Genomic DNA, 26,116 nt, shown 5'->3' with positions numbered 1-26,116 from the left:
AGTGTAAATAATTGCTACAATAAAAAGATCAAGTAGTCGACAAAAGGAGGAATTCTCTTGCCGAATGGTTCCTTTCCTATGATTGATTCCCATATTCATTTAGATTTGTATAATCCTGTTCATGCCCAGCAGATCATGGATGAGTGTCAGTCATGTGGGATTCAAAAGGTGATTGCCGTTTCTATGAATTTATCATCATGTCTTGTTAATCGAGAATGGTTACAGTCGTACCCTGAGCAAGTTAAAGTAGCATATGGTTTTCACCCTGAACAGAAATTGCCCGCTGAAGAGGAAATACAGCAATTGTTTGACTGGATCGACCAACATCAAGCTGAGATGGTAGCGATTGGAGAGGTAGGTCTGCCTTACTATACACAATTAGAGGCAAAAAATAAGGGACAAGCTTTTTGTCAAGAGCCATATATTTACTTACTGGAACGTTTTGTAAAGACAGCTGGTCGCTATGAGAAGCCGATTATCCTACACGCTGTTTATGAAGATGCTGAAATAGCTTGTGATCTACTCGAAAAACATAATGTGACGAAAGCGCACTTTCATTGGTTTAAAGGTAGTGAGTCTACTACTTTGAGAATGAGTAAAAGTGGCTATTATATTTCTGTTACACCAGATGTTGTCTACGAGCCAGAGATACAGCAATTGATTCTACAATACCCCTTAGAACAAATCATGATAGAGACAGATGGCCCCTGGCCGTTTGAGGGGCCGTTTACAGGACAAGTTACCCATCCTGTTATGATGAAAGATAGCTGTCGAGCTATTGCCAATGTAAAGGGGCTTTCAATCGAGGAGACAGCCTCCATCCTTTATCAGAACACAAAGCATTTTTACGGTATGTAAGATATTCTTGTTTCTGTCATATCATTGGGTCAGAAGCAGGTGTAGTTTTTTCCTATTTACGGCTAAACTAAAAAAGATCAGCTTAAAAGCGAAGGTAGGTTGAACTAGAAAGTAGTAAACTGTATTATTTTACTTATAAAGAATGGTACAAGGTACACGTTAACTTGGTGGAGAAAGGTTGATTTTAGTGGAAAACACTTCGGCATCATCAAATTTCATTCGCAATATCATTATTGATGATCTTGAATCAAAAAAAGTAGATGAGGTCGTGACGAGGTTTCCTCCAGAACCAAACGGCTACTTGCATATAGGACATGCTAAATCTATTTGCCTAAACTTTGAATTGGCTAAAGAATTTAAAGGAAAAGCATTTTTACGTTTTGATGACACGAATCCTACAAAAGAGGATCAGGAATATGTAGAATCTATCAAGGAAGACGTAAAATGGCTCGGTTTTGAGTGGGATGAACTGTATTTTGCATCTAATTATTTCGAGGAAATGTACGAACGTGCTGTACTGCTTATTAAAAAGGGTAAAGCATTTGTTTGTGATCTGTCTGCGGAGCAAATGAGAGAATATCGTGGTACGTTAACGCAGCCAGGCAAGGAAAGCCCGTATCGCAATCGTAGTATCGATGAGAACTTGGATTTGTTCGAGCGTATGCGCAAGGGTGAATTTGCAGATGGAGAAAAGGTACTACGTGCCAAGATTGATATGACTTCTCCGAACATGAACATGCGTGACCCGGTTCTTTACCGTATTTCTCACTCTACTCACCATAACACGGGTGATACTTGGTGCATTTACCCGATGTATGACTATGCTCATCCATTGGAAGATGCAATTGAAGGCGTTACGCACTCTATCTGTACTCTTGAGTTTGAAGACCATCGCCCTTTATATGACTGGGTGGTTGCTGAGACAGAGATGAAGCATGTACCGCACCAATACGAATTTGCACGTTTGAATCTAACGCAAACAGTAATGAGCAAGCGTAAATTAAAACAACTCGTTGATGAAAACATTGTGGATGGATGGGATGATCCACGAATGCCAACGATCTCAGGATTACGTCGCAGAGGATTTACACCAGAATCTATCCGAACCTTTGCTAGAGAGATCGGTGTTGCTCGTAGCTACAGCGTAGTCGATTCCAAGATGCTGGATCATTTTATTCGTGAGGATTTAAAGCTCAAGGCACCACGTACAATGGGAGTAGTAAAACCACTTAAAGTGGTAATCACCAACTATCCAGAGGGACAAGTGGAATGGCTCGAAGCTGAAATTAACCCGGAAAACCCAGAGATGGGCTCTCGTTTGATTCCGTTCACACGTGAAATTTATGTAGAGCAAGATGATTTTATGGAAAACCCTCCAAGTAAATATTTCCGTCTATTCCCGGGAAATGAAGTTCGACTTAAACATGCTTATTTCATTAAATGTAATGAGGTCATTAAGGATGAAAATGGTAATGTAGTAGAGCTTCACTGCACATATGACCCTGAAACAAAGAGTGGCTCTGGTTTTACAGGTCGCAAGGTGAAAGGTACGCTTCACTGGGTAGATGCAACGCATGCTATTCCTGCTGAGTTCCGTCTCTATGAGCCATTGATTTTAGATGTAGAGGAAGAAGAGGGTAAAACCTTCCTTGATTATATGAATCCATCATCTTTAGAGATCCTGCAAGGATTTGTAGAGCCAAACATGGCAGAAGCAAAACCACAAGATAAATACCAATTTTTCCGCCATGGGTACTTCAACGTTGATCCGAAGCATACAACCTCTGAGAAGCTGGTATTCAACTTGATTGTGTCATTGAAAAGTTCATTTGACCCAACGAAAAAATAAGTAGGTATAATTATTGTGATCAAAAAAAGCTGGTTCTTCCGTTCGAAGAGCCAGCTTTTTGTATATCGTATTTTTTGTCCAGGTTTATTGCACGTCCCGTTTTTTGAAAATCAGGATCGATAGGAACACCATCAGTGCAATATAAATAGCGATTATCATCAAGGAGAACCAGATACCTAAATCGGGATAGGCAGGTGCAGATAAGCGAGAGATTAATGGATTGTCGGAATAAGCATTTAAGTCCAGATGATTAAATATCACAAATTTACCCCATACATACTTCTTGGTAAACATACTAGCGATTGAACCAGAAAAGTTTGCAATAATGGCTATACTAATCGCAAGTGCATTTGTTTTAAATATAGTTGCAGTGAAGAAAGATAGTGTTGATAAAAAGAATAACGCTGGAATGTTGTAGAAATACGCTTGCAGTAACGTTGTGAAATCTAAATCTGCCATTGATTTTGTTCCGAAAAAAACCAATCCAACGAGGCTACTAAATAGCATCAAAAATAAAGTGGCAGAAACTAACATGATAAGGACTGTCACATATTTAGAGAGTAAAATTGTTGTACGACTGCTAGGACGAATCAAGAGCTGCTTAATAGTGCCTTCTTTATATTCATCAGTTAGGATTTGAGCACCTGTAACAAGTCCAAATAGAGTAATTAAAAAGCCAAGACCTATTTGCATAAAGACGGAGAATCCAGCATAACCAATGCCAGATGTCATGTCTGTCGCATAAAATTTACCGATAAGTCCTGCTAATAAAACAAGAACTGCTAGTAAGGAGAAGAACAGAACGGTTTGCTTTTTCGCATTAAGCTTCATGATTTCATTTTGTATGAGGTGGATAAATTTCATCGCTATTTTCCTCCTTTTGTCAGAGCTAAGAAGCGATCTTCCAACGACTTGGTTCTAATTTTAATTTGATAAATAGGGCAACTGTTCTCTACTAATCGTTGTACAATGACCGGGATATCCGATTTTTCGATTTGAAGGAGAAGGAGCTTGTCACTCATTACCTCAACTGTCCAATCAAGTAAAATATCTACTGCCTGCTGACTGCTTTCTACCTCGAATTCAACAGATAAACCCTTAACTTCTGTTGCTTGATTGTTAACAATCATCTCTTCAATAAATTGACCCTCTTGGATAACAAGGGCACGGTCACACATAAGCTCCACTTCGGAGAGGAGGTGACTGGAGACTAGAACCGCGATATTTTCACGTTTTGCTAACTCCCGTAGATAGTCACGGAGCTGGCGAATTCCTGCTGGGTCCAGACCATTTGTTGGTTCATCTAGAATCAAAATGGATGGATTGTGTAGCAGAGCCTGAGCAATTCCTAAGCGTTGGCGCATCCCTAGTGAATAGGTTTTCACCTTTTGATTGATAGCGCCTGAAAGCTCTACAAGGTCAATAATTTGGTGAATTCGTTCCTTTGATACTGGTTGAACAGCCATACGGGCAAAGTGAATCATGTTTTGCATCCCGGTCATATAACCATATAGTTCAGGATTTTCAACAATTGCTCCGACATGAGCCATTGCTTTTGACCGATCTTTTTTTATATTGTAACCTTCTACATATATTTCGCCTTCCGTAATGGAAGAGAGGCCAACAATCATACGAATGGTGGTAGTTTTACCAGAACCATTGGGACCAAGAAAACCGTATACCTCTCCTCGTTGTACGGAGAACGTCAGGTCTCTAACAAGTGTTTTCCCCGCGACTCTCTTTGTCACGTTTTCTAATTTCACCACTGGTTGGTTAGACATTCATTTTCCTCCCACAATTTTTAATATTCTTGTATTGCCGATAGTAATAGAGTTGGAATACCCTTTTTTACTTTTACTAGGCTATTATAGATGAAAAACCTTTCATTGGACTTAACCTACTCTTAAACTTACCTTAAATAAGGGAGTGCTACTAATTTGAAAAAAGCCTTTATTATGTTGATTTTATCTGAAATTTGTTAAAATTACATTAAATTTATATACAGAATGAGAAAAGTAAGGAGGAGTGTAGATGACCATCAAGCGATATCCTCTGGATCAACAGGGGAGTAGTTATTTTGGTAAAGGAGAGATTACGGAACTTCGTGCTATTTCCTTTCCCGGGGAAAAAGGGGTTGTAACACGTGTAGGGCCTCTCTTTTCATGTAAAAGCCGCCTACGCAAAGGGCGCAAGCGGCTATATAGAACTAGGTAACCTGTTCTTTATTTTTTAAAGATGCCCATTGGCTTACCGATTGGTAAGAATTCACGACCAAAATGTGCATTAAGTACACAAGCAGCAGAACCATAGAATGATGATAAAGAAATAAGTAACTCTGATACTCCAGCAAGAGTATGCATTGGATCTTTAGCGATTCCTAGACTACTGAAAGTAAGTCCAATAAATAGGAAATCAATGAAAACAAAGATGATGAAAAGGACTTTATTTGTTTCGGCGGCACCAATCGTCATGAATATGCTAAAGATTAGATATCCAAGGAAAGCAATCCCGAGATGTTTTCCATCTACTTTAGCAGCCATTTCCGCTCCAAAAACCCCCATCTGAATCATCCAGGAAAATGCCATAGCAAACCAGAAAAAAGCAAAAGCACCGAAAGCAGTAGTACCAAAAATATTATTGCGTTTAGAATCATTGATGCAAGCAAATAACTGTGCAAATGCTCCTAAGAAAATAGCCCATGGGACGACCATGGATAGGCCTTCAGTGAAGCCTAATTTTTGCATAGAAGCTACCAATGTTACCATAGCTAGACCAAACAAACCTAATGCTGATGGATCACAGTTGGTAATCTTCACGGATTGAGTGTTCATCCTAGTGTGTTTCCTCCCCATATATGTTGCTACGAAAAATACTTACTTATTCTAAAGCAAGGATAGGGGGATTTTCTATTGTAAATTCTAACAAATGTGTTACATCGTTATATTTGTTATATTCAAAAAACAAGAAAGCGGCCATTCCTCTCTGGAATAACTGTTTTCCATCCTTTAATCTCCTCAATACGGCGTGACAAGGTGTTACCAGTCTCTTTAATAATTCATCAATATATAGGACTGCTCCATTGTAAGTTCTTAAAACCTAGCGTGAAGCCTGAAAAGATTGCCTTTTCTGCATACCAAGCAATGCAGTTTTACATATAAGACTAACTGAATCAAATACAAAGAAAGCAGCCCTGTGGATTGTCAGGCCTGCTTTTTTTAGATAAAGAGACGGATTACTCCTCAGTGCATGTTGTACTACTGCTGGATTCAAAGCAACTGCTAGAATGACTGGAGTGACTGGAGCAGCTGGAGGATGGTTTATAAGAATGAGAGTGACTGGAGCAGCTGGAGGATGGTTCATAAGAATGAGAGTGACTGGAGCAGCTGGAGGATGGTTCATAAGAATGAGAGTGACTAGAGCAGCTGGAGGATGGTTCATAAGAATGAGAGTGTGAATGTGAGCAACTAGATGAACTAGATGAACTAGAAGAACTAAAAGAACTAGAAGAACTAGATTTGTGATGGTGATGGCAATTTTTCCTCACTAGAACAACGACTCGCACAATAGCTGTGAAATGGCAAATAGGATCTACTACCAAAACAGTAAAGATATCTTTTCCTGTAAAACCGCGATTTGGTTTATAGGCGTATCGACCATCGACTAAGAGTTTAATACAACCATGTTTTGGAGAAGACAGAAGTTTAAACAAGAGAGTATTTCGGTTTGGATTAGCGATTTTAATAAATGATTTAATTCCTTCGCCTTTGCAAACAATGATTCCATTATTTGTTGCTTGCAGTGGAATACAGGCTCCCGGAAAAGGAATCGTTACTACATTCGAAAGGACAGAAATAGGAACTTGTCGATCTTTTGGGAAGGTCAGTGTGCCAGTTAATCTTGCTTGACTAATGATCTCTGCTGGGGATGGGACAGAGACTACCTGGAATTGATAAGTAACACTTACGAAATTTACTCTTACAGGAATGGTTCCAAGACTAATACCAGCTATGGGTGAAGCACCAGGTTGAGGGAATCCATTCACAGTGACGCTATTTGGTATAAACACAGTGCCTGTAGGGGCTTGATTAAACAAAAAGGCGTTAGTCAAAACCCCCTTTCTTTTTTTATTAAGTATTCGAACTGTGAATGTAATGATGCTCCCAATTGTAATAGTTGAGGTATTAGCTGAGAGTTTAACAATGACTTTATTGTCGGGATGATGATGGTCACAATCGTGTGATGAAATATTCACGGTAATTTGTTCACCTCCAGAATTATTAGAAAATGGGGTAGCCCAGTTGGGGCGACTAACGTAGAGTAATAAGTTGGGCTACTCACATGAAGTAACCTGGTATTCCTTTTACCTGGTTACCTATAGTGCTTTTTTATCACCTTTTAACAAGAAAAAAGATGATATATACGGAGCGATAAAGCTAGGAATTACTCATAAGTATATTTGGTAATTCGTGCGGGTGTTACTTAACTTGTAGCTAATAGGGGTACATGGCAGGGGGCATAAAAACCAACACTTGCTTTCCCTACATTTTTTCAATGAAAGAAAATATACTGTGTGGAGATCGCCTCTTTAGCAGATGAAGTTTTCCGTAGCCATAGCCAAGGGGAGAACATAGGAAGATGGTAGGAGGAGTGTAGAGAGAAACGCAAATGTGGTACCTCCTTTAACTAAGATAGTTATGTATATGTGTAGTTATGGTAGAAGGGTCACGGTCAAACTTGTTTTGGAGTAAAAATGGTCATATGTAATAGGGACACTAGTCTAGTTTATTAAGTAAAAGGAAGTTATTAAGCCTATTTTTACAAGTACTTTGAAAAATAATGCTAACAGTCTCTAAGGTTTTTCCATACGATATCACATCTTATTAATGGAGGTGTGATTTTTGAGATACGATAGCCATGATGATCTACGAAGGATTAAAGATGAGTTGATTGAACCTGAATTATTGGACTTTATGAGTCGAAATCCAACAAACCATCACAAAATATATTCTCAACATTGTAAGTCTAGCTCGTCCACGTCTTCATGCACACATTTCACCACTTTTTGTCCCATAATAGGTCCAACAGGTCCAACAGGTCCAACGGGTCCAAGAGGTCCAAGAGGTCCAACAGGAGCCACAGGAGCCACAGGAGCCACAGGAGCCACAGGAGCCACAGGAGCCACAGGAGCCACAGGAGCGACAGGAGCCACGGGGGCCACAGGAGCCACAGGAGCGACAGGAGCCACAGGAGCCACGGGAGCCACAGGAGCTACGGGAGCGACAGGAGCCACGGGGGCCACAGGAGCCACGGGAGCGACAGGAGCCACGGGGGCCACAGGAGCCACAGGAGCGACAGGAGCCACGGGGGCAACAGGAGCCACGGGAGCGACAGGAGCCACGGGAGCGACAGGAGCCACGGGAGCCACGGGAGCGACAGGAGCCACGGGAGCCACAGGAGCCACGGGAGCCACAGGAGCCACGGGGGCCACGGGAGCGACAGGAGCCACGGGAGCCACGGGAGCCACGGGGGCCACAGGAGCCACAGGAGCGACAGGAGCCACAGGGGCCACGGGAGCGACAGGAGCAACGGGAGCGACAGGCCCAACCGGCCCAACAGCTCCAACCGGCCCAACCGGTGCAGGTTCAATCATTCCATTTGCATCTGGTGTTCCTCTTGCACTAAGTGCTCTTGGCAGTGGTCTTGCTGGAACTATTGGATTGGTTGGATTTGGGAACTCGGCACCAACAGTATTTGCCTTTGGAACCACTATCGATTTGACTGGAGCAGCAGGTACGCTTCTAAACTTTGCCTATTCTGTACCACGTGACGGTATTATTACGTCCATCTCGGCGTTCTTTAGTACGGCAGTAGAAGTGTTTATATCTATTGTAGGTTCAGCAACTATCACAGCTCAGCTCTACAGTTCGCCTACTCCTGATAACAACTTTACCCCAATTCCAGGAGCAATTGTGACCTTAACGCCTTTTCTTTCAGGAGGACTTGTCCCTATTGGTACGATAAGTAATGGCCTTACCACAGGTTTAGCTATACCAGTAACAGCACAAACTCGTCTATTAATGGTGTATTCCATCACTACTACTGGTTTAACAGTAGCTACTATTGTTACAGGTTACGCAAGTGCAGGTGTGACGATCGTTTAATTCAATATGGATGAAATATCCCTCGATGCTTGAGGGATATTTTTTTGTTTCATAATAGGCAATTTTTTGTTAAATGGATGTATCGAAAATGAATGGGTAATAAATAATCCAAAGGTAATATAGCCTTATAAATCGCTAATTATCGCTTGTATTTTACCGCATAGTGAACGATTCATTGTCAATTAAACTTGTTACATATTGGAACTGAATATGCGCTCAGTTGTGAAAATATATTGTCTACTTGCTAGAGGATTGATAAGATAAGTAAGCGATCACTTTCAACAAAATTAAATAACAAGTACATTTATATTTATACGAATAATGGTATACCCCCTGTGTTATAACTTTTTCAGTTAGTGTAATCGAATTTTTTCCCCAATGATCGTAGGTTACTTTTTCTTAATCACCGTACATTTTTTGTAAATATTTTAAGTTTTTGTTAGCGAGGTGCAGGAATGAAAAAATATGGTTTAGCAGTGCAAATCCTTATTGGTCTTGTATTAGGTATTACAGTTGGTGCAATTTTTTATAATAATCCTGTTATAGAAAGTTATCTAAAGCCCATCGGGGATATTTTTCTTCACTTGATTAAAATGATCGTAGTCCCAATTGTAATTGCTAGCTTAATTGTCGGCGTAGCAGGTGTAGGTGACATAAAGAAACTAGGGAAGATTGGTGGTAAGACAATCTTGTATTTCGAGATTATTACCACGATTGCCATTGTAGTTGGCTTACTTGCAGCTAACGTCTTCAAGCCAGGTGTTGGGGTTAACATGGCTGATTTAACTAAGACTGATATCAACAAATATGTACAGACAGCCGATCAAGCGACACATCACAGTTTTGTAGATACTTTTGTCAATATTGTACCCACAAATGTCTTTGAGTCTATTGCTAAAGGGGACATGCTGGCAATTATCTTTTTCTCTGTTTTGTTTGGATTAGGTGTGGCAGCGATTGGAGATAAGGGAAAGCCTGTATTACAATTCTTCCAAGGTGTGGCGGACGCCATGTTCTGGGTCACCAATCAGATTATGAAGTTTGCTCCATTCGGTGTGTTTGCTTTAATTGGTATCACAGTTTCTAAGTTTGGTTTACAATCACTTGTTCCATTGGCCAAGCTCATGATTTTGGTATATGGAGCTATGTTCTTCTTTATTATCGTGGTGCTAGGTATTGTAGCTAGAATAAGCGGGATTCGCATCTTTACTATAATGAAAATCCTAAAAGATGAGATGCTACTAGCTTATACAACAGCTAGCTCAGAGACTGTATTACCTAAGATAATGGAAAAGATGGAGAAGTTCGGTTGTCCAAAGGCAATTACTTCTTTTGTGGTGCCGACTGGATACTCCTTTAATCTAGATGGCTCTACACTCTATCAAGCGATTGCAGCTGTTTTCATCGCACAAATGTATGGAATTGATCTATCTCTCTATCAACAAATTACATTAATGCTAGTTTTGATGGTAACGTCTAAAGGAATTGCAGGCGTACCGGGAGTCTCCTTCGTTGTATTGCTTGCTACGTTAGGAACGGTAGGAATTCCTCTGGAGGGCTTAGCATTTATCGCGGGTATTGACCGTTTGCTAGATATGGCACGGACAGTTGTTAACGTGATTGGTAATGCTCTAGCTGTTGTAGTTATTTCTAAATGGGAAAAAGAATATGACCCTGAAAAAGGAAAACAATACGTTGCTACTCTCTAAAGGGATGTATTGAATAAGTGTACGAAGGTTGCCGGCAGAAGTCGGCAACCTTTTGTTGTATAAATCGAGACGCATGGAAGAATGTAAGACGCTAGATGACCATACTCGGTAAAGGGTAGAGGCTTGGCGATTTTTTACTTTTACTTTATGCTTAAGAAGTAAAAAAGCGGGGAGGTAAGATACATGGCCATTTTAAAAAACGACTGGGCTCCGTTATTAGAGGATGAATTTCAGAAACCATATTACTTACGATTACGAGAGTTTTTACGAAACGAATACGCTACTAAAACTATATATCCAGATAAATATGATATTTTTAATGCCTTACATCATACGCCCTATCAAAAGACAAAGGTAGTTATTTTAGGACAAGACCCTTATCATGGTCCGAATCAAGCGCATGGATTAAGCTTTTCAGTTAATCCAGGTATTAAAACGCCACCTTCTCTCGTAAATATTTATAAAGAGTTGCGAGACGATCTAGGGTGCTTGATTCCTAATCATGGATATTTAGTGTCTTGGGCAAAGCAAGGCGTACTATTGTTAAACACGGTACTAACAGTTAGAGATGGGGAAGCCAATTCACATAAAGGGAGAGGCTGGGAGCTTTTCACGAATCGTGTAATTGAAGAGATAAACAAGCGAGATAAGCCAGTGGTCTTTATCTTATGGGGGAGAAATGCCCAAGATAAGAAAAGTATGATTGATACCAATAGACATTATATTTTGGAATCTGTTCATCCAAGCCCATTATCTGCAAGTAGAGGGTTTTTCGGGACAAAACCTTTTTCTAAAGCGAATCAATTTCTTTTAGAAATGGGAGAGGAACCGATTGATTGGCAAATTCCTCCGTTAAATTAGATTCGAAATGGTGAGATTGTATTTTACTTAGCTAGTAGTTTTTGTACAACTGATTACAATTGCCTAATCATATCGATACTGTTAGAATTTATGAAATAGGTATATATTTGAATAAGTGAGTTGGATAACATGACGAACTATGAAGCTGAATTTAGCAATTTGGTCAGGACATTTCGCAAACGTCATATGGGAAAAGGACCTAGTCAAATAAAAACCACATTTTGCAAGAACTGGGCGATCTGTGAAATGCAAGGCAATCTCTCTCCTGTAGAGAAATTTATTGCAACTGCAGATACAGGGAAGCAAATGCTTCGTTCAGCTAGGACTGAAATGGTCAAAGAGATGTACCAGAAAACTCGTCCTGTTGAGATGGAAGAGCTTCTTGGAGCAAAGTTTATAGACCTATTTGTAGATATTGATATTGAAAGTGACTTTGGGATGTCCATTTTTGTTTTCGACCAGGATATTGAGCGCAAATTTGGATCGGATCGCTAATAATAAGCATAACTATATCTCATTAGAGCAGTTGGAACTTGGTAGCGTACCTGCTAAAGACTAACCGCCGCAAGTTACCTCCTTGTTTCAAGGTAGGTCTAGCTTGTGGCATTTTTTAATTGGTAAAAAGGTCTGCTATATGGAAGGAAGAGGGCTATGAGCAAGGAAGTATCGACCGTACGTGGCATCATGAGATACGATGGAGAGGTTTTTCGAGTAATAGACGATGAGATTGCCTGTGAATATCCGTTAACCATCATGGTAAATGGAATGGAATTCGCAACAATGGTGTGTACACCTGAACATATGGAAGAGCTTCTTCTTGGTTTCCTTGCATCAGAGGGTGTTATTAGGCTTCCAGATGATGTAGAGTCATTCTCCGTCAATCAAGGAACTGGATTCGCTTATGTGGAGCTAAAAAATAAATGCAAGCTATCACCTCAACATTCTAAGCGTTTTATTGGCTCCTGTTGTGGTAAAAGTCGACAATTTTATTTGCAAAATGATGTTCAAACTGCTAAAACGATCATGTCAAAGCAGCAAATTAGCGTACAAGATTGTCAGGCGATGATGAAACATATGCAAGAAACGTCTTCTTTTTTTAAGCAAACAGGCGGTGTCCATAATGCTGCCTTATGCAATAAAGAAGGGATTGTGGTGACAAGAACCGATATTGGAAGACACAATGCACTAGACAAGGTATATGGATTTTGCTTACAGAATCGGATTGGTTTATCGGATAAGGTTATTGCCTTTAGTGGAAGGATATCTTCAGAGGTCTTGTTAAAGGTAGCCAAAATTGGAGTAGGGATTGTCCTCTCTAAATCAGCACCTACCAATCTCGCGCTTGATCTTGCTGAAGAGTTGGGCATTACAACGGTAGGATTTATCCGAGGGAAAACGCTAAATGTATATACGCATCCCGAACGAATAACAGAGACACAGTCTATAAAATGATGAGAGCCCTCATGATGTATAATACTTTATAGGGACGTAAACATAATGCTGTTAATAAAGAACCTGTACACTAAAGGAAAGTGTGACATATATGAATAGAACTCACCGATTTCAGCGAAAAGCCCTTCGAGTTGAAGAAGCACAAAAACGCATTCTTTCCCGAATAACAACCATGAATACGGAGGAGATCGCATTAGTTGACAGTATAGGGAGACGATTAGCTGATCCTATATATGCCACCAATGATGTTCCAGCTTTCCCAAGGGCAGGTATGGATGGGTATGCTATTAGGTGTGAAGGAATTGAGAAGGCTACACCAGTTGAGCCACTTACCTATCGAATTGTGGGAGATATTGCAGCGGGGAGTGCTCCCGCTATAAAGCTGAATAAAGGGGAAGCCGTTCGAATTATGACCGGTGCCAGCGTTCCCGAAGGTGCTAATGCAGTGATTATGTTCGAACAGACACAGGAATACGAACAAAATGAACAAGCTTTTGTACAGGTCAAACATAATGTAGGACAGGGACAGAATATTGCACAGGTAGGAGAAGAGATACAAGAGGGACAGGCTATTATAGAACCTGGGAGAATCATTCAGCCGGGTCAAATGGCATTGCTTTCTACGTTTGGCTATCACCGTGTAAAGGTATTTGTTCCACCTAAAGTAGGTATTTTTGCTACAGGAACGGAATTGCTACCAATTGAACAGCCCCTGCTTCCTGGTAAAATTCGTAATAGCAACAGCTATATGATCCAAGCATTGGTGGAAGCCTCTGGTGCGATCCCTTGTCTATATGGAATTATCCCTGATGATAAGGAACGAGCAAAAGCTTTATTGATAGAGGCTCTTCAAGAGATGGATATTGTTATTACCACAGGTGGCGTGTCAGTTGGTGATTATGATATTATGGCAGAAATCTTCCGCGAACAGAGTGAAGATATGCTGTTTAACCGGGTATCCATGAGACCAGGTAGTCCTACCTCAGCTGCAGTTATTCATAACAAATTATTATTCGGTTTGTCGGGGAATCCAGGTGCATGTTTTGTTGGTTTTGAATTGTTTGTAAAGCCAGCTATTCGAGCTATGCTGGGTGCTAAAGAGGCACTTCCTACCGTAATGGAAGCTTTTTTAGATACTGATTATGATAAGGGCTCTCCTCATGTACGTTACGAACGGGGCAAATTGTGGATAGAAAAGGGAATAGTAAAGGTAAAGTCGATTGGTGTGACTAAATCAAGCCACATGCTTTCTATACAGGATGCCAATTGTCTCCTTAAGATTCCTTCTGGTAGTGCAGGAGCAGCTAAAGGAGATTTAATTCAGGTAATCCCACTTCAGTACGATGTCACCTAAAGAAGGGAGCTGTGGCTAGTGAACCAGAAGATCTCACATACAAAAGTAACTGACCATTTGCAACGTCCATTGCGAGATCTGCGCATTTCTGTTACAGATAAGTGCAATTTTAGGTGCCGTTATTGTATGCCGGAAGAAATATTCCACAAGGATTTTCAGTTTCTCCCCAAAGAGAAATTGCTCTCATTTGAAGAAATAGAACGGTTAACCCGCATTTTTGTAAATATGGGTGTCGAAAAAATCCGATTAACCGGTGGAGAGCCTTTACTGCGTAAAGATGTAACGGTATTGATACAAAAAATCAGTCAGATCGAAGGCGTAAAGGATATTGCACTGACAACCAATGGTTCGCTGCTAGAAAAGTTTGCTCTCCCTCTAAAGGAAGCAGGTCTTGATCGGGTATCTGTAAGCTTGGACAGCCTTGATGATGATCGGTTCGGATATATGAATGGGCGAGGAGTTAAAGTCAGTACAGTATTAAAAGGTATTGAGGCCGCACAGAAAGCAGGTCTTGGAGTAAAGGTAAACATGGTAGTACAAAAAGGGGCAACAGATCAGGATATACTTCCTATGGCCCGCTATTTTAAAGAAGCTGGGATTACGTTGCGATTTATTGAGTTTATGGATGTTGGCAATGCAAACGGCTGGGAGCTCAGACAGGTGGTGCCTAGTCTAGATATTTTAGAAATGATCAATCAAGAAATGCCGGTAGAACCTGTAGAGGCTGATTATTTTGGTGAGGTTGCCAAACGTTACCGTTATCAAGGAACCGAGACAGAAATTGGATTTATCTCTTCCGTAACGCAAGCGTTCTGCTCCTCCTGTACTAGAGCTCGCCTGTCTGCCGAAGGTTTTATATACATGTGTCTATTTGCTACAGAGGGAATAGATTTGAGAAGCCGTCTTCGTGATGGGACTAACGATGAAGAATTGGCCTACTACATTCAACAGCTATGGTCACATCGTAAGGAGCGTTATTCAGAAGAACGTCTATCAGCTACTAAGGGGTTACCACGGAAAAAGGTGGAAATGTCTCATATAGGTGGATAAATGGATGTAGCCAATTTTAAAAATGAAAAAGAAAGAGGATACAAGAACTTCCGAGTTAAGGTTCTGTACCCTCTTTCTTTTTTTTGCCTCAAGACGTGATAAAGAATGCATCGTGTAAGCATAAGAAAAAGGTATTTTTGGAATGATAATACTAAGAAACACTTTACAGTTTGACCAATAAATGGTTTTGGTGTAAATAATAAGATGTATTATATTTTTTAGCACTCGCATTGTTCTTAAAAGTCAAAAAATTAAGAACTGCGAATCCATTTAAAGTTAGGGGGACTTTATATGAATGGTGGAAAATCTAATTCTTCCTCATTCGTCCCGTATGTTCCTGCATCACGTTCTTTGCCAGAGCTCACTGTGGTTGCAGTCGTATTGGGATTAATTTTAGCTGTTGTTTTTGGAGCAGCTAATGCCTATTTAGGCCTTAAAATCGGTTTAACAGTCAGTGCATCTATCCCGGCAGCTGTTATTTCGATGGCGATTCTACGTGGTATTTTACGTCGTGAATCTATCTTAGAGAACAATATTGTACAAACCATGACAACTGCTGGCGAAGCGGTTGCGGCGGGTGCTATCTTTACGCTGCCGGCTTTATTTCTATGGAATGTTGTACCTAGTCAATTAACGATCAGTTTCATCGTGTTGACTGGTGGTTTTTTAGGGGTCTTAATGATGATACCGTTACGTCGTTTATTGATTGTAAACGAGCATCAAACATTGCCATACCCGGAAGGAACTGCTTGCGCAGAAGTCTTGATTTCTGGTGAAAAAGGGGGCAACAGCGCCAAGCTGGTCTTTACTGGGTTTGGACTAGGGGCTTTAGTTAAAGCGTTGGGTGATGGGTTTAAGCTATTCAAGACGGAAGTAGAGACTGGCATTGCTAATTTTAAAAATGCATTGATTGGATTGGATACATTTCCAGCTCTGCTTGGTGTGGGATATATTATTGGGCCCAAAGTATCTGGAGAGATGATGGCAGGTGGAATACTTGCTTGGGTAGTCATGATACCAATGATTAGCTTTTTTGGTACACATAGTTCCCAGGCAATTCCGCCAGCTTCTGGATTGATTTCTTCCATGGATGCATGGGCTATCTGGGGAGACTATATTCGTTATATTGGTGCAGGTGCGGTAGCTACCGGTGGTTTAATTAGCTTAATAAAAACGTTACCAATATTATATTATTCGTTGCGAGATACACTCACAGGCTTAGGGAAAGGTAATAATCAATCGCTGGTGGAACGTACTGACCGCGATATTTCAAAGACATGGCTCTTACTTGGTATAGTAGCAATCATATTATTAATTGCCTTTTCACCGCTTACTGAAGTGGGGATGATAGGGGCTGTAGCTATTGCCATATTTGGATTCCTATTCGTTACGGTAGCTTCTCGTATCGTGGGATTGATAGGTAGCTCGTCCTCGCCTGTTTCAGGAATGACTATTGCTACCTTGCTAATTGTTACAGTGGTGTTTAAGTCAATGGGTGTAACAGGTCAAACAGGAATGGTCACCGCTTTGATTGTGGGAGCGATCGTGTGCACTGCCCTTGCTGTTGCCGGTGATATCTCTCAAGACCTAAAGACAGGATATTTAGTCGGGGCTACACCATGGAAACAACAGATGGCTATGATGCTAGGGGTGTTGATTTCTGGCTTGGTTATTGGTTATGTCCTTGTTATTCTGCATGAAACATATGGAATGGGAACGAAGGATTTAGCTGCACCGAAGGCCGTTTTGATGAAAATGGTTATTGAAGGACTCATGGAAAATAACTTGCCGTGGGATTTAATCTTTATTGGTGCGGCGACTGCCATTTGTGTTGAATTCTTAGGCCTTCATTCCTTGACTGTCGCAGTAGGAATTTATTTACCAATCCATACTAGTGCACCGATTATGGTTGGTGGCTTAGTTCGTTGGATAGTGGAGTATTACTCGAAGGATAAAAACCGTAAAAAGCTACGTCTGGAAAGAGGAACCTTGTTTGCATCTGGTCTAATTGCTGGTGAGTCGCTGTTAGGGGTAGTGATTGCTATGCTCATTTCAGCCAAAATAACACTGCCAGAGAATGTCATGTTTCAAAGTGGCATGGTAAGCACGGTGATCTTTGCAGTAGTAGCGGCTATCCTTTTATGGGTGTCTATGCGTGCCAAAGATCAGGGTAGTAGTCATTAGTGACTGGATACGAGGGTGTCATTTACTATGAAACTTGCTTATTAATGGGGTGTAGGTGAGGACAGCGTGTGGATTTTTACAAAGAAAAAACATGGAAATTTATTGACGATGAGGCCTATGTTGGCGAAACGGATTATGCTAGAGAAGTCGGAAGATGGCATCTCTACCGTTATTATCCCTCGCGATAGTTGGTTGGAACGCTTGTCTGTACGCTATTTGAGACAGCCAGCCGCCTTCCGAATCAAGCTAGACGTGCTGGGAAGCTATGTAATTGCTAGATGTACGGGCATGTATACGGTAGCAGAAATTGCTGAGGAAATACGACAAGAATTTGGTGAACAAGCAGAGCCTGTACTACCCCGACTAAGCCGATTCTTTCAAATGATTGAAACGAACCAATGGGTGACGTGGAGAGAGCGCGAATAGAACAAAGCCAATGACTGATCTAATGAGATCGATCATTGGCTCTTGTTATGATTTATTTAAAAAACCATTTTATCTTTTTTAAAGCTTGCTTGGTGGTATGATAGCGAACAGGAATGTCAAAGAGTGTAGTTTGCTTCAGCACACTTTTTTGATGAGAGAAAACATCAAAGCTTCCTTTTCCATGGTAGCTACCAATACCGCTATTACCAACCCCACCAAATGGTAAATAGGGAGTGGCGATATGAAAGATTGTGTCATTAATACAACCACCACCGAAGGAAAGATGGGATAAGAGTAGCTTCTCTGTCTCTTTACTTTCTGTGAAAAGATAGAGAGCCAGTGGCTTTGGTTGGGCACTTATTCTGGAAACAGCTTCAGCCAGCTCATCATAAGTCAGGATGGGGAGAATGGGTCCAAAAATCTCGTCCTGCATGACCGGGTCTTGCCATGTTACGTTATCCAAGAGAGTAGGCTCAATAGCTAGTGTACTAGGGGTTACATTTCCCCCATGGATGATTTTTTCCTGGTCCAGATACGAAAGCAACCGCTCAAAATGTCGTCTATTTACAATGTGAGTATAATCCGGATTGCTTAGAGCGTCAGGATAAAGCTCTTGAATAGAGGTTTTGAGCTGTCTAATTAGTTCCTGTTTCACTGATGAGTCCACAAGTAAATAATCGGGTGCCACACAGGTTTGACCAGCATTTAAAAATTTTCCCCAAACGATTCGCTTAGCGGCCAGACGCAGGTTAGCATCTCGATGTACAATGCATGGACTTTTTCCGCCTAATTCAAGCGTGAATGGAGTCAGATGCTTGGAAGCCGCTTCCATTACCACACGACCAACAGGGACACTACCTGTGAAAAAGATATAGTCGAATTTCTCCGCTAGCAATTGATTGCTAACCTCAATACCTCCCTCTACTACACTAATAAATTCAGCAGGGAAGGTCTGTTCAATTAACCGCCGAAGAAGGTCGGAGGTTCGGGGGGTAAGCTCTGATGGCTTGATAACAGCACAATTCCCGGCAGCAATAGAACCAATTAAAGGAAGTAGAGCGAGTTGAAACGGATAGTTCCATGGGGCGATAATCAGTGTAACACCATAGGGTTCGGAATAAATGTAACCCTTGGAACCGAAGTGAGTGAGAGCTGTTTTTACTCGTTTTGGTTTTGCCCAGCCCTGTAAATGTTTACAGATATATCGAATCTCTTCTAGCACGATTCCAATTTCAGTCAAGTAGGTTTCAAATTGTGATTTATGCAAATCTGCCAGTAGAGCTTGATAAATTTCTTGTTCGTGCAACATGATGGTACTTCGTAGTTTTTGAAGTGCTTCTATTCGGAAAGCAACGTTTTTCGTTTGTCGCGAGTGAAAAAATTGATGTTGCTTGGAAAGTAAATCTTGAATGGGATTCATAAGTGCCTCCTCTCATTTTACATTTACGTATGATGAGTTTATCATCGACAGAATATTTATCCAATATTATGCTTTTGAAGATACAGCAGAGCATAGGAGGGATCTTGCTATGATAGATGTTGAGTCCAAACGAGTTAGATGGGCTTTTATCTTCTCCATTCTATTGGGTATTCTATTTAAAATGTTATTTACAGAGTTTATGCTGGGAGTTTCATACCCATTATATTTGACAGCGATGTATTTGATTTTCCTCTACTTCTTTCAACCAGATGTAGCTTGGCAATCGAGCTTTGGGTGGTTTCTATCCATTCCGATGTTCTTACTTTCGCTTATGTTTGCTATTTATGAGCAGCCAGCATTCCGTTTAATTAATTTTCTGCTTATACCTTGTTTATGGATTCTTCATACCTTGCTAATCACAAATAGAAGGCTAGAGAAGACCGGATTATTAGACAACTTGTTCTTCATTATCGACTTACTCCTTCTTAGATATTTGTGCAGTATAGGAACCCCATTTAAATTATGCACAGCATGGTTGAAACAACAGGGGAATCCTCAAACTCTTGGGCAGCTTGGTAAAGTTGTTATTGGCTTACTTATATCGATTCCCATTTTCCTCATTGTGGTTCCGTTGCTGACTTCTGCTGATTCCCTGTTTCGGCAATTTATTATCACAATGCCTACGTGGAGTGGGCTTTTGTCCATTTCTGGTTGGTTTATTAATATAGTAGTGGTTCTAGTAAGCGGAATCGGTTTTTTTGTATACTTGGTTGCTTTAGCTACTCAGCAAAAGGAACAGCTTGTTGAACCGATTGCTTTGCCACAGGAATCAAGTCATGATCAGTCAAAAATAGGATATCTTGATTTTACGGTGGGTGTCACGATCTTATTGGTGTGTAATGTGTTGTATGTGGTATTCGTAGGCTTTCAAGTTTCTTATTTATTTATGGGAGCAAATGGATTACCTGATGGAGTAAGCTATGCGGAATACGCCCAGAATGGATTTTATGAACTAGTAAAGGTGTCATTTTTCAATTTATTACTCTTGTTACTCAGTCTACATTTTATAAAAGGAGACACCCTACTCAAGAAGAGAATTATTAATCTGTTACTGACTGTCCTTACTATAAGTACACTGTTTATGCTTTATTCGGCTCATGTTAGGCTCCAGTTATATGAAGAGGCATATGGTTTCACCTTTCAACGAATCATAGCTCGCTTGGCAATGGGATGCCTACTAATAGCCTGTGGAGTGACGTTATATCAGATATGGAAACGTACATTGCCGCTTATAAAGGTATTTATAATGATAGGATTATGTGCATATACGCTAATAAATGTGATAAATATAGAACATTGGATTGTAAAATTAAATATAGAACGATATCAAGCAATTAAGAAGATAGATTATTTAACTACTTTATCACTTGATGCGATCCCTACCTTAGCGGCTTATGCGGAGAGTGAACCAGAGTTACGTGAGAAAGTAAGTCGAATTTTAGCTAATTATCGTGTAGATGATGAATCAAATAAACATACGTCCTGGAGTTCGTTTGTTTGGTCGCGCTATCGAGCGAATCAAATATTGCATGAATACGTAGAGAATGAACTATAAAATATTCTGAAAAATAGATTGACGCACTTGAGGTAGTGAGGTAGAATTTGTAAATACAAAAGTGAGCCCAAAAGGAAAAGGAGATGAGTAACATGAGAATGATGTTGTTTCCCAATGCAAAACAAATACAATTTCATATCTCCTGTAAGCTATCTCTTACATCCAAGGCATCACTGTCTTGATTGAGTGTAGGTAAAAAATAAGAGCGTAGGTTACAGAATTTTGTACGTGCGCTTTTTATGACAGAATAGGTGTAAAGACATGTCGCACATAGTGACGTGTCTTTTTTGCTTCTGTCAGATGATAGGTTCATGCGAGAAGGGAGAGAGAATGCATGATAGCTGTGTTTCAAAAGTTAGGCTGGTTTTTCCGTGAAGAGTGGAAGAGATACTCCATTGCAGTCGTTTTTTTGGTGATCAATGGTGTGTTGGAAGTCTTACCACCGAAGCTAATGGGGACGTCGATTGACCAAATTTTTGCTGGCTCTATGACAACCACAAGATTGTTCCTCATAATTGGATTATTACTAGCAATCGCTTTAAGTAATTATGGCGTCACTTATATTTGGATGAAGAATCTGTTCGGAGGCTCTTTTTTGGTTAGTAGGAAATTACGTTCCAACTTAATGGGACAATTTTTAAAAATGACGCCAACCTTTTATGAAAAAAATCGGACGGGAGATCTGATGGCCCGGGCGACGAACGATATTCAAGCAGTATCACTAACAGCTGGGTTTGGCATTCTTACCTTAGTTGATGCGACTGTATATCTAGCGGTTATTTTGCTTACGATGACGGTTTTAATTAGCTGGAAGCTTACCCTAATTTGTATTTTACCAATGCCGTTGGCAGCCTACGTGTTGAGTAAGTATGGGGAGATGCTTCATAAAAGATTTATGGAAGCGCAGGATGTTTTCGGAAAAATGAATGACCAGGTCCTGGAGAATATTTCAGGTGTCCGGGTGGTTCGAGCTTATGTACAAGAAGAGGCAAGTCGGAAGAGCTTTCGTGAAATATCTGAGGAAACGTATAAGAAAAATCTGTCCGTTGCCCGGATCGACTCACTATTTGAGCCTACGATGAAATTGTTAAATGGTATAAGTTTTCTACTAGGTATCGGGTTTGGTGCGTATTATGTTTATCATCAAGAAATTACGATAGGCGATATGATTTCATTTAACATTTATTTAGCCATGCTGTCTTGGCCGATGTACGCTATCGGGGAGTTAGTTAATATTATGCAACGGGGTAATGCTTCTCTGGATCGAGTGAACGAAACGCTTGCTTATGAACCAGATGTTCAGAATGAGCACAATCTAGTGGATGTGCCAATGCCTTCTACAATCTCTTTTCAGAATGTGACATTCCGTTATCCTTCATCTGAGGTAGATAACTTGAGAGATGTAACGTTTGAGCTGAACCGAGGGCAGACCTTAGGAATCGTTGGACGTACAGGCAGCGGTAAGACAACTCTGATGCGTCAGCTCCTGCGTGAGTACCCGTTAGGTAAGGGGGAAATCTTGATTTCAGGAACTCCCATGCAAAAAATTGCAGTAGAGCAAGCAGTTGGCTGGCTTGGATATGTTCCGCAAGGTCAAATCCTATTTTCTAAAACGATTCTACAAAACATTCGATTTGGTAAACCGACTAGCTCTATGGCTGATGTGGAGCATGCATTGGTTATGTCAGCTTTCCAAAAGGATATTACCTATTTACCAGAGGGCTTGGATACGATGGTTGGGGAAAAGGGCGTTTCCTTGTCAGGAGGTCAGAAGCAGCGTGTCTCCATAGCCCGTGCTCTAATAGCAGATCCAGAGATTCTTTTGCTAGATGATGCCCTCTCTGCGGTGGATGCTAAAACGGAGACTGAAATTATCACCCATATTCGTGCGGAGCGAACAGGTAAGACCACATGGATTACGACGCATCGCCTGTCAGCAGTTCAGCATGCCGACTTAATTCTAGTGATGGACGAGGGAACAATTGTTGAACGTGGGACTCATGATCAGCTTATGAAACAGAATGGCTGGTATAAACAACAATATGAACGACAGCAAATCGAGGCAACTTTAACAGATGGAGAGTGAGAAACATGGGTAGGCCTTCTAAAAGGTTATGGCAATATGCCTTGCATTTTAAGAAAACACTCATCTTGGCTTTAACCATGCTATCATTAGCGGTTGCAGCTGATCTGATGGGACCTATTTTGGTCAAACAGATGATTGATGTCCATATACGGGGTATTGAGTATAGTTGGTACCAGAGTGAACAGGGGAGCGAAGCTGTTGCTTACCGGGATCACTATATAAAACGAAGTGATCATTGGTTACCGGGTGAGCAAAAGGGTAAAGAAGTCCGCATTCTACAAGTCGGGCGAGACTATTACTTCATTGATCAACCAGTAGCATTTGATGGAGAACGAACAATCGAAAATGGAAATCTCCTGATTCAAAATGGTGCGGACAGAGGAGTATACCCTGCTGAAAAATTAACGACAGCGGAAGTGTTTGCTCTATATAAACCGGAAGTACAGCCGCTCATTACCCTTTGTTTGATTTATCTTGGCTTATTAGCCCTGATTTCACTCTTGTTATATGTAAAAAAGTATTGGTTACAAATCTCAGCGAACCAAATCATTCAGAAGATGCGTGTAGACGTCTTTGATCATATTCAGCGGCTTCCAATTCAGTATTTTGACAATTTACCAGCAGGAAAAGTGGTTGCACGAGTGACGAATGATACGGAAGCAATCCGTGATCTATATCTGACTGTGCTTTCGAACTTTTTTACGGGGATCATCTATATCACTGGTATTCTGATTGCTATGTTCTTATTAGAACCTATGCTAGGTACCATTTGTCTTGTGATCATTCCGATTTTGATTGTGTGGATTTACGTCTATCGATATTTCGCTTCTCGCTTTAACCATGTCATTCGAGCAAGAATCAGTGATATCAATGGGATGATTAATGAATCGATTCAGGGGATGACTATCATTCAGGCTTTCCGTCGCCAAAAGGAGACAAGGAAAGAATTCGAGGAATTAAATTATGATCATTTTAAATACCAAAACAAATTACTGCTACTAAACTCACTTACTTCCCATAATCTAACCAACTTCTTGCGTATTATAGGGTTTGCCCTGCTGCTATGGTATTTTGGAGCACAGTCTTTAACGCTGGGCAATGCATTGTCGCTTGGAATGATGTATGCCTTTTTGGAATATATGGTTCGGATCTTCAATCCGATTAGTGGGATTGTTAATCAATTACCCCAATTAGAACAAGCATTGGTGGCAGCCGAGCGCGTATTTGAATTAATGGATGAACCAGGTATTCCAGTAACAGATGGTAAAATGGATAGATATAGGGGGAATGTAAAATTTGAGAATGTATGGTTTGCTTACAAGGATGAGGAATATGTGCTGAAAAATATCTCCTTTGAAGCTAAGGAAGGTCAAACCATCGCATTGGTTGGTCATACAGGATCAGGTAAAAGCTCCATCATGAATGTTTTATTTCGATTTTACGATTTTACGAAAGGGAAAGTAACCATTGACGGCAAGGAGATTCAGGAATGGCCAGAACAATATGTACGTCAGCATATGGGAATCGTACTACAGGAACCATTCTTGTTCACTGGAACGATTGCTAACAATGTCAGCCTTGGCGACCCAACTATTTCTCGGGAAAGAATTGAGAAAGCCCTAGATGATGTAGGGGCCAGACAGTTGTTTGCCCATCTAAGCAAAGGCTACGATGAGCCTGTCGTGGAGAAGGGAAGTACGCTATCAGCGGGTCAACGTCAAATCGTGTCATTTGCTCGTGCCCTTGCTTTTGACCCAGCAATTTTAATTCTAGATGAGGCAACAGCTTCTATTGATACTGAGACGGAGACCATCATTCAACAGGCGTTAGATGTAGTAAAAAAAGGACGTACTACCTTTATTATCGCACATCGACTCTCTACTATTCGTCAGGCAGATTGCATCCTCGTGCTTGATAGAGGGGAAATTGTGGAACGAGGTAACCATGATGAATTAATGCTAGTAAAAGGCAAGTATTATCAAATGTATCAGCTGCAACAAGGTGAAAAGCAAGAAATAGAGGTATAAGGTTAATTAGGGGGAGGACACTATGGCGTTTCCTGCTAATGTGGAAAGAGAGATTACAGAGCATACCGTTCTTTGTGACAGACGGGGAAAATTGCGACCAGAGGCCATTGGCTGGTCGCGTTACCCCTTGCATGATTGTCAGATATCAGGACATATGGGACGAAAGAAGAAATGGAATTTTTGGTTTATTATAAATAATCAAGTTATTATTACGGTGGCAGTTTGTCATTTGGATTATATTGGGTTAGCGTTTTTTCATTTGATCGATCTTCAATCGGGCCAGAAGGTGGAACAAACGATAAAGGTCCCCTTGGCGATTGGAATATATTTGCCTGATTCCGTTCATGGAGACGTTCATTTTGACCAAAGAAGCTCCAGATTTCTTTTACTCATAACCAGACGACTACAACGATCTTGGTTGATGGGGTGACTAGTCAAGGGATAGCTTATTCAGTAGATATGAGTATCTCAGAGACTGCCGAGGCTTTACATATGGTTATTCCTTGGGCTGATACCAGATTTCAATATACAGCAAAGCAACCGGGAAGAGCAGCGGCAGGTACAGTACGCGTAGGCAGTAAGCTTTACGACCTTACACAGGAAGCAACATCAGCAAGTCTAGATTTTGGTCGTGGTATTTGGCCTTATGTGACCCAATGGAATTGGATGACTTGTTGCTTTCGATGGAGGGGAAGCTGGTGTGGGTGCAATCTCGGAGCTGGTTGGACAGATGGAACGGGAATGACTGAAAATGGCTTATTGCTTCAACAGCGTGCCGAAAAAATAACAGAACCGATTCAATTCCGCTACGACCCAAGCTCACCCATGAAACCCTGGCGCATAACAACTACTAGTAGCGACCGAGTTCAACTCATCTTTACACCTATTCATTATCAGGAGAAACGTGAAAATTATTTGGTATTATCCTCTCATTTACAGCAATATATTGGAAAGTATAATGGAACCTTACAAACGGAGGCCAACGACCTAATTAGGATAGAGGATGCCTGGGGAATCTGTGAAGATCAGAAGGCACGATGGTAACCATGCAGGCAGGTACAATC

20 protein-coding genes and 1 pseudogene are annotated in these 26,116 nt (G+C 40.8%); 16 read left to right on the top strand and 5 right to left on the bottom strand.

What is annotated here, in order from left to right:
* Positions 1 to 57: 57 nt before the first annotated feature.
* Both ACQV1I_RS23925 and ACQV1I_RS23920 read left to right on the top strand, forming a co-directional pair.
* Entirely contained in the window at positions 58 to 858 is an 801-nt protein-coding gene (locus ACQV1I_RS23925) for a TatD family hydrolase (RefSeq protein WP_094699943.1), read from the top strand.
* A 178-nt stretch (positions 859 to 1,036) separates the two neighbouring features.
* On the top strand, positions 1,037 to 2,707 hold the full coding sequence (locus tag ACQV1I_RS23920) for a glutamine--tRNA ligase/YqeY domain fusion protein (protein WP_094699942.1): 1,671 nt from the start codon (positions 1,037 to 1,039) through the stop codon (positions 2,705 to 2,707).
* 84 nt (positions 2,708 to 2,791) lie between these two features.
* Here ACQV1I_RS23920 and ACQV1I_RS23915 read toward each other — a convergent pair whose 3' ends face one another.
* Both ACQV1I_RS23915 and ACQV1I_RS23910 read right to left on the bottom strand, forming a co-directional pair.
* Positions 2,792 to 3,571 (bottom strand): DUF2705 family protein, encoded by a 780-nt coding sequence (locus tag ACQV1I_RS23915; RefSeq protein ID WP_094699941.1) that lies wholly within the window; start codon positions 3,569 to 3,571, stop codon positions 2,792 to 2,794.
* A 2-nt stretch (positions 3,572 to 3,573) separates the two neighbouring features.
* A complete protein-coding gene (locus ACQV1I_RS23910; RefSeq protein WP_018669650.1) occupies positions 3,574 to 4,488 on the bottom strand; it encodes an ABC transporter ATP-binding protein in 915 nt (304 codons plus the stop codon).
* A 250-nt stretch (positions 4,489 to 4,738) separates the two neighbouring features.
* Here ACQV1I_RS23910 and ACQV1I_RS23905 point away from each other — a divergent pair, with 250 nt between their 5' ends.
* Entirely contained in the window at positions 4,739 to 4,921 is a 183-nt protein-coding gene (locus ACQV1I_RS23905) for a hypothetical protein (RefSeq protein ID WP_094699940.1), read from the top strand.
* An 8-nt stretch (positions 4,922 to 4,929) separates the two neighbouring features.
* On the opposite strand, the gene ACQV1I_RS23900 is transcribed toward ACQV1I_RS23905, so the two are convergent.
* Both ACQV1I_RS23900 and ACQV1I_RS23895 read right to left on the bottom strand, forming a co-directional pair.
* Positions 4,930 to 5,538: an acetate uptake transporter gene (locus ACQV1I_RS23900; RefSeq protein ID WP_018669652.1), complete on the bottom strand. Its 609-nt coding sequence runs from the start codon at positions 5,536 to 5,538 to the stop codon at positions 4,930 to 4,932.
* A 401-nt stretch (positions 5,539 to 5,939) separates the two neighbouring features.
* The gene (locus ACQV1I_RS23895; RefSeq protein WP_116333580.1) at positions 5,940 to 6,959 is read right to left on the bottom strand and encodes an Ig-like domain-containing protein; all 1,020 of its coding nucleotides are present in this window, start codon (positions 6,957 to 6,959) and stop codon (positions 5,940 to 5,942) included.
* Between the two features lie 646 nt (positions 6,960 to 7,605).
* Here ACQV1I_RS23895 and ACQV1I_RS23890 point away from each other — a divergent pair.
* The 9 genes from ACQV1I_RS23890 (at position 7,606) to ACQV1I_RS23850 (ending at position 17,904) form a co-directional block, all read left to right on the top strand.
* Complete coding sequence (locus ACQV1I_RS23890; protein ID WP_201747396.1) at positions 7,606 to 8,868, top strand: exosporium glycoprotein BclB-related protein; 1,263 nt, start codon at positions 7,606 to 7,608, stop codon at positions 8,866 to 8,868.
* Between the two features lie 455 nt (positions 8,869 to 9,323).
* Entirely contained in the window at positions 9,324 to 10,577 is a 1,254-nt protein-coding gene (locus tag ACQV1I_RS23885) for a cation:dicarboxylate symporter family transporter (RefSeq protein WP_018669654.1), read from the top strand.
* Positions 10,578 to 10,760: 183 nt separating this feature from the next.
* Complete coding sequence (locus ACQV1I_RS23880) at positions 10,761 to 11,438, top strand: uracil-DNA glycosylase (RefSeq protein ID WP_018669655.1); 678 nt, start codon at positions 10,761 to 10,763, stop codon at positions 11,436 to 11,438.
* Between the two features lie 129 nt (positions 11,439 to 11,567).
* Positions 11,568 to 11,933 carry a DUF2294 domain-containing protein gene (locus ACQV1I_RS23875; protein ID WP_003334154.1) on the top strand — a complete coding sequence of 122 codons (366 nt, stop codon included), beginning with the start codon at positions 11,568 to 11,570 and terminating at the stop codon, positions 11,931 to 11,933.
* 156 nt (positions 11,934 to 12,089) lie between these two features.
* Positions 12,090 to 12,890, top strand: a complete 801-nt coding sequence (gene fdhD, locus ACQV1I_RS23870; protein ID WP_094699936.1) for a formate dehydrogenase accessory sulfurtransferase FdhD — start codon at positions 12,090 to 12,092, stop codon at positions 12,888 to 12,890.
* A gap of 91 nt (positions 12,891 to 12,981) precedes the next feature.
* Positions 12,982 to 14,244, top strand: a complete 1,263-nt coding sequence (locus ACQV1I_RS23865; protein WP_116333581.1) for a molybdopterin molybdotransferase MoeA — start codon at positions 12,982 to 12,984, stop codon at positions 14,242 to 14,244.
* An 18-nt stretch (positions 14,245 to 14,262) separates the two neighbouring features.
* A complete protein-coding gene (gene moaA / locus ACQV1I_RS23860; RefSeq protein WP_201747397.1) occupies positions 14,263 to 15,294 on the top strand; it encodes a GTP 3',8-cyclase MoaA in 1,032 nt (343 codons plus the stop codon).
* A gap of 291 nt (positions 15,295 to 15,585) precedes the next feature.
* A complete protein-coding gene (locus tag ACQV1I_RS23855; RefSeq protein ID WP_116333582.1) occupies positions 15,586 to 17,478 on the top strand; it encodes an OPT family oligopeptide transporter in 1,893 nt (630 codons plus the stop codon).
* A gap of 66 nt (positions 17,479 to 17,544) precedes the next feature.
* The gene (locus ACQV1I_RS23850) at positions 17,545 to 17,904 is read left to right on the top strand and encodes a PqqD family protein (protein ID WP_094699933.1); all 360 of its coding nucleotides are present in this window, start codon (positions 17,545 to 17,547) and stop codon (positions 17,902 to 17,904) included.
* Positions 17,905 to 17,956: 52 nt separating this feature from the next.
* On the opposite strand, the gene ACQV1I_RS23845 is transcribed toward ACQV1I_RS23850, so the two are convergent.
* Positions 17,957 to 19,324, bottom strand: a complete 1,368-nt coding sequence (locus ACQV1I_RS23845) for an aldehyde dehydrogenase (RefSeq protein ID WP_116333583.1) — start codon at positions 19,322 to 19,324, stop codon at positions 17,957 to 17,959.
* A 109-nt stretch (positions 19,325 to 19,433) separates the two neighbouring features.
* On the opposite strand from ACQV1I_RS23845, the gene ACQV1I_RS23840 reads away from it, so the two are divergent.
* The 4 genes and pseudogenes from ACQV1I_RS23840 (at position 19,434) to ACQV1I_RS23825 (ending at position 26,096) form a co-directional block, all read left to right on the top strand.
* Positions 19,434 to 20,939: a DUF4153 domain-containing protein gene (locus tag ACQV1I_RS23840; RefSeq protein ID WP_161555063.1), complete on the top strand. Its 1,506-nt coding sequence runs from the start codon at positions 19,434 to 19,436 to the stop codon at positions 20,937 to 20,939.
* 334 nt (positions 20,940 to 21,273) lie between these two features.
* Entirely contained in the window at positions 21,274 to 23,025 is a 1,752-nt protein-coding gene (locus ACQV1I_RS23835; RefSeq protein ID WP_116333585.1) for an ABC transporter ATP-binding protein, read from the top strand.
* A gap of 5 nt (positions 23,026 to 23,030) precedes the next feature.
* Positions 23,031 to 25,052, top strand: a complete 2,022-nt coding sequence (locus tag ACQV1I_RS23830; protein ID WP_116333586.1) for an ABC transporter ATP-binding protein — start codon at positions 23,031 to 23,033, stop codon at positions 25,050 to 25,052.
* Positions 25,053 to 25,074: 22 nt separating this feature from the next.
* Positions 25,075 to 26,096: pseudogene (locus ACQV1I_RS23825) on the top strand (DUF2804 domain-containing protein).
* Positions 26,097 to 26,116: the final 20 nt, after the last annotated feature.

It is taken from the genome of Brevibacillus sp. JB24b, assembly GCF_051713385.1.
GTDB lineage: Bacteria > Bacillota > Bacilli > Brevibacillales > Brevibacillaceae > Brevibacillus_B > Brevibacillus_B laterosporus.
Note: the sequence above shows the minus strand (reverse complement) of the source record. Positions and strands in the feature narration are given on the sequence as shown.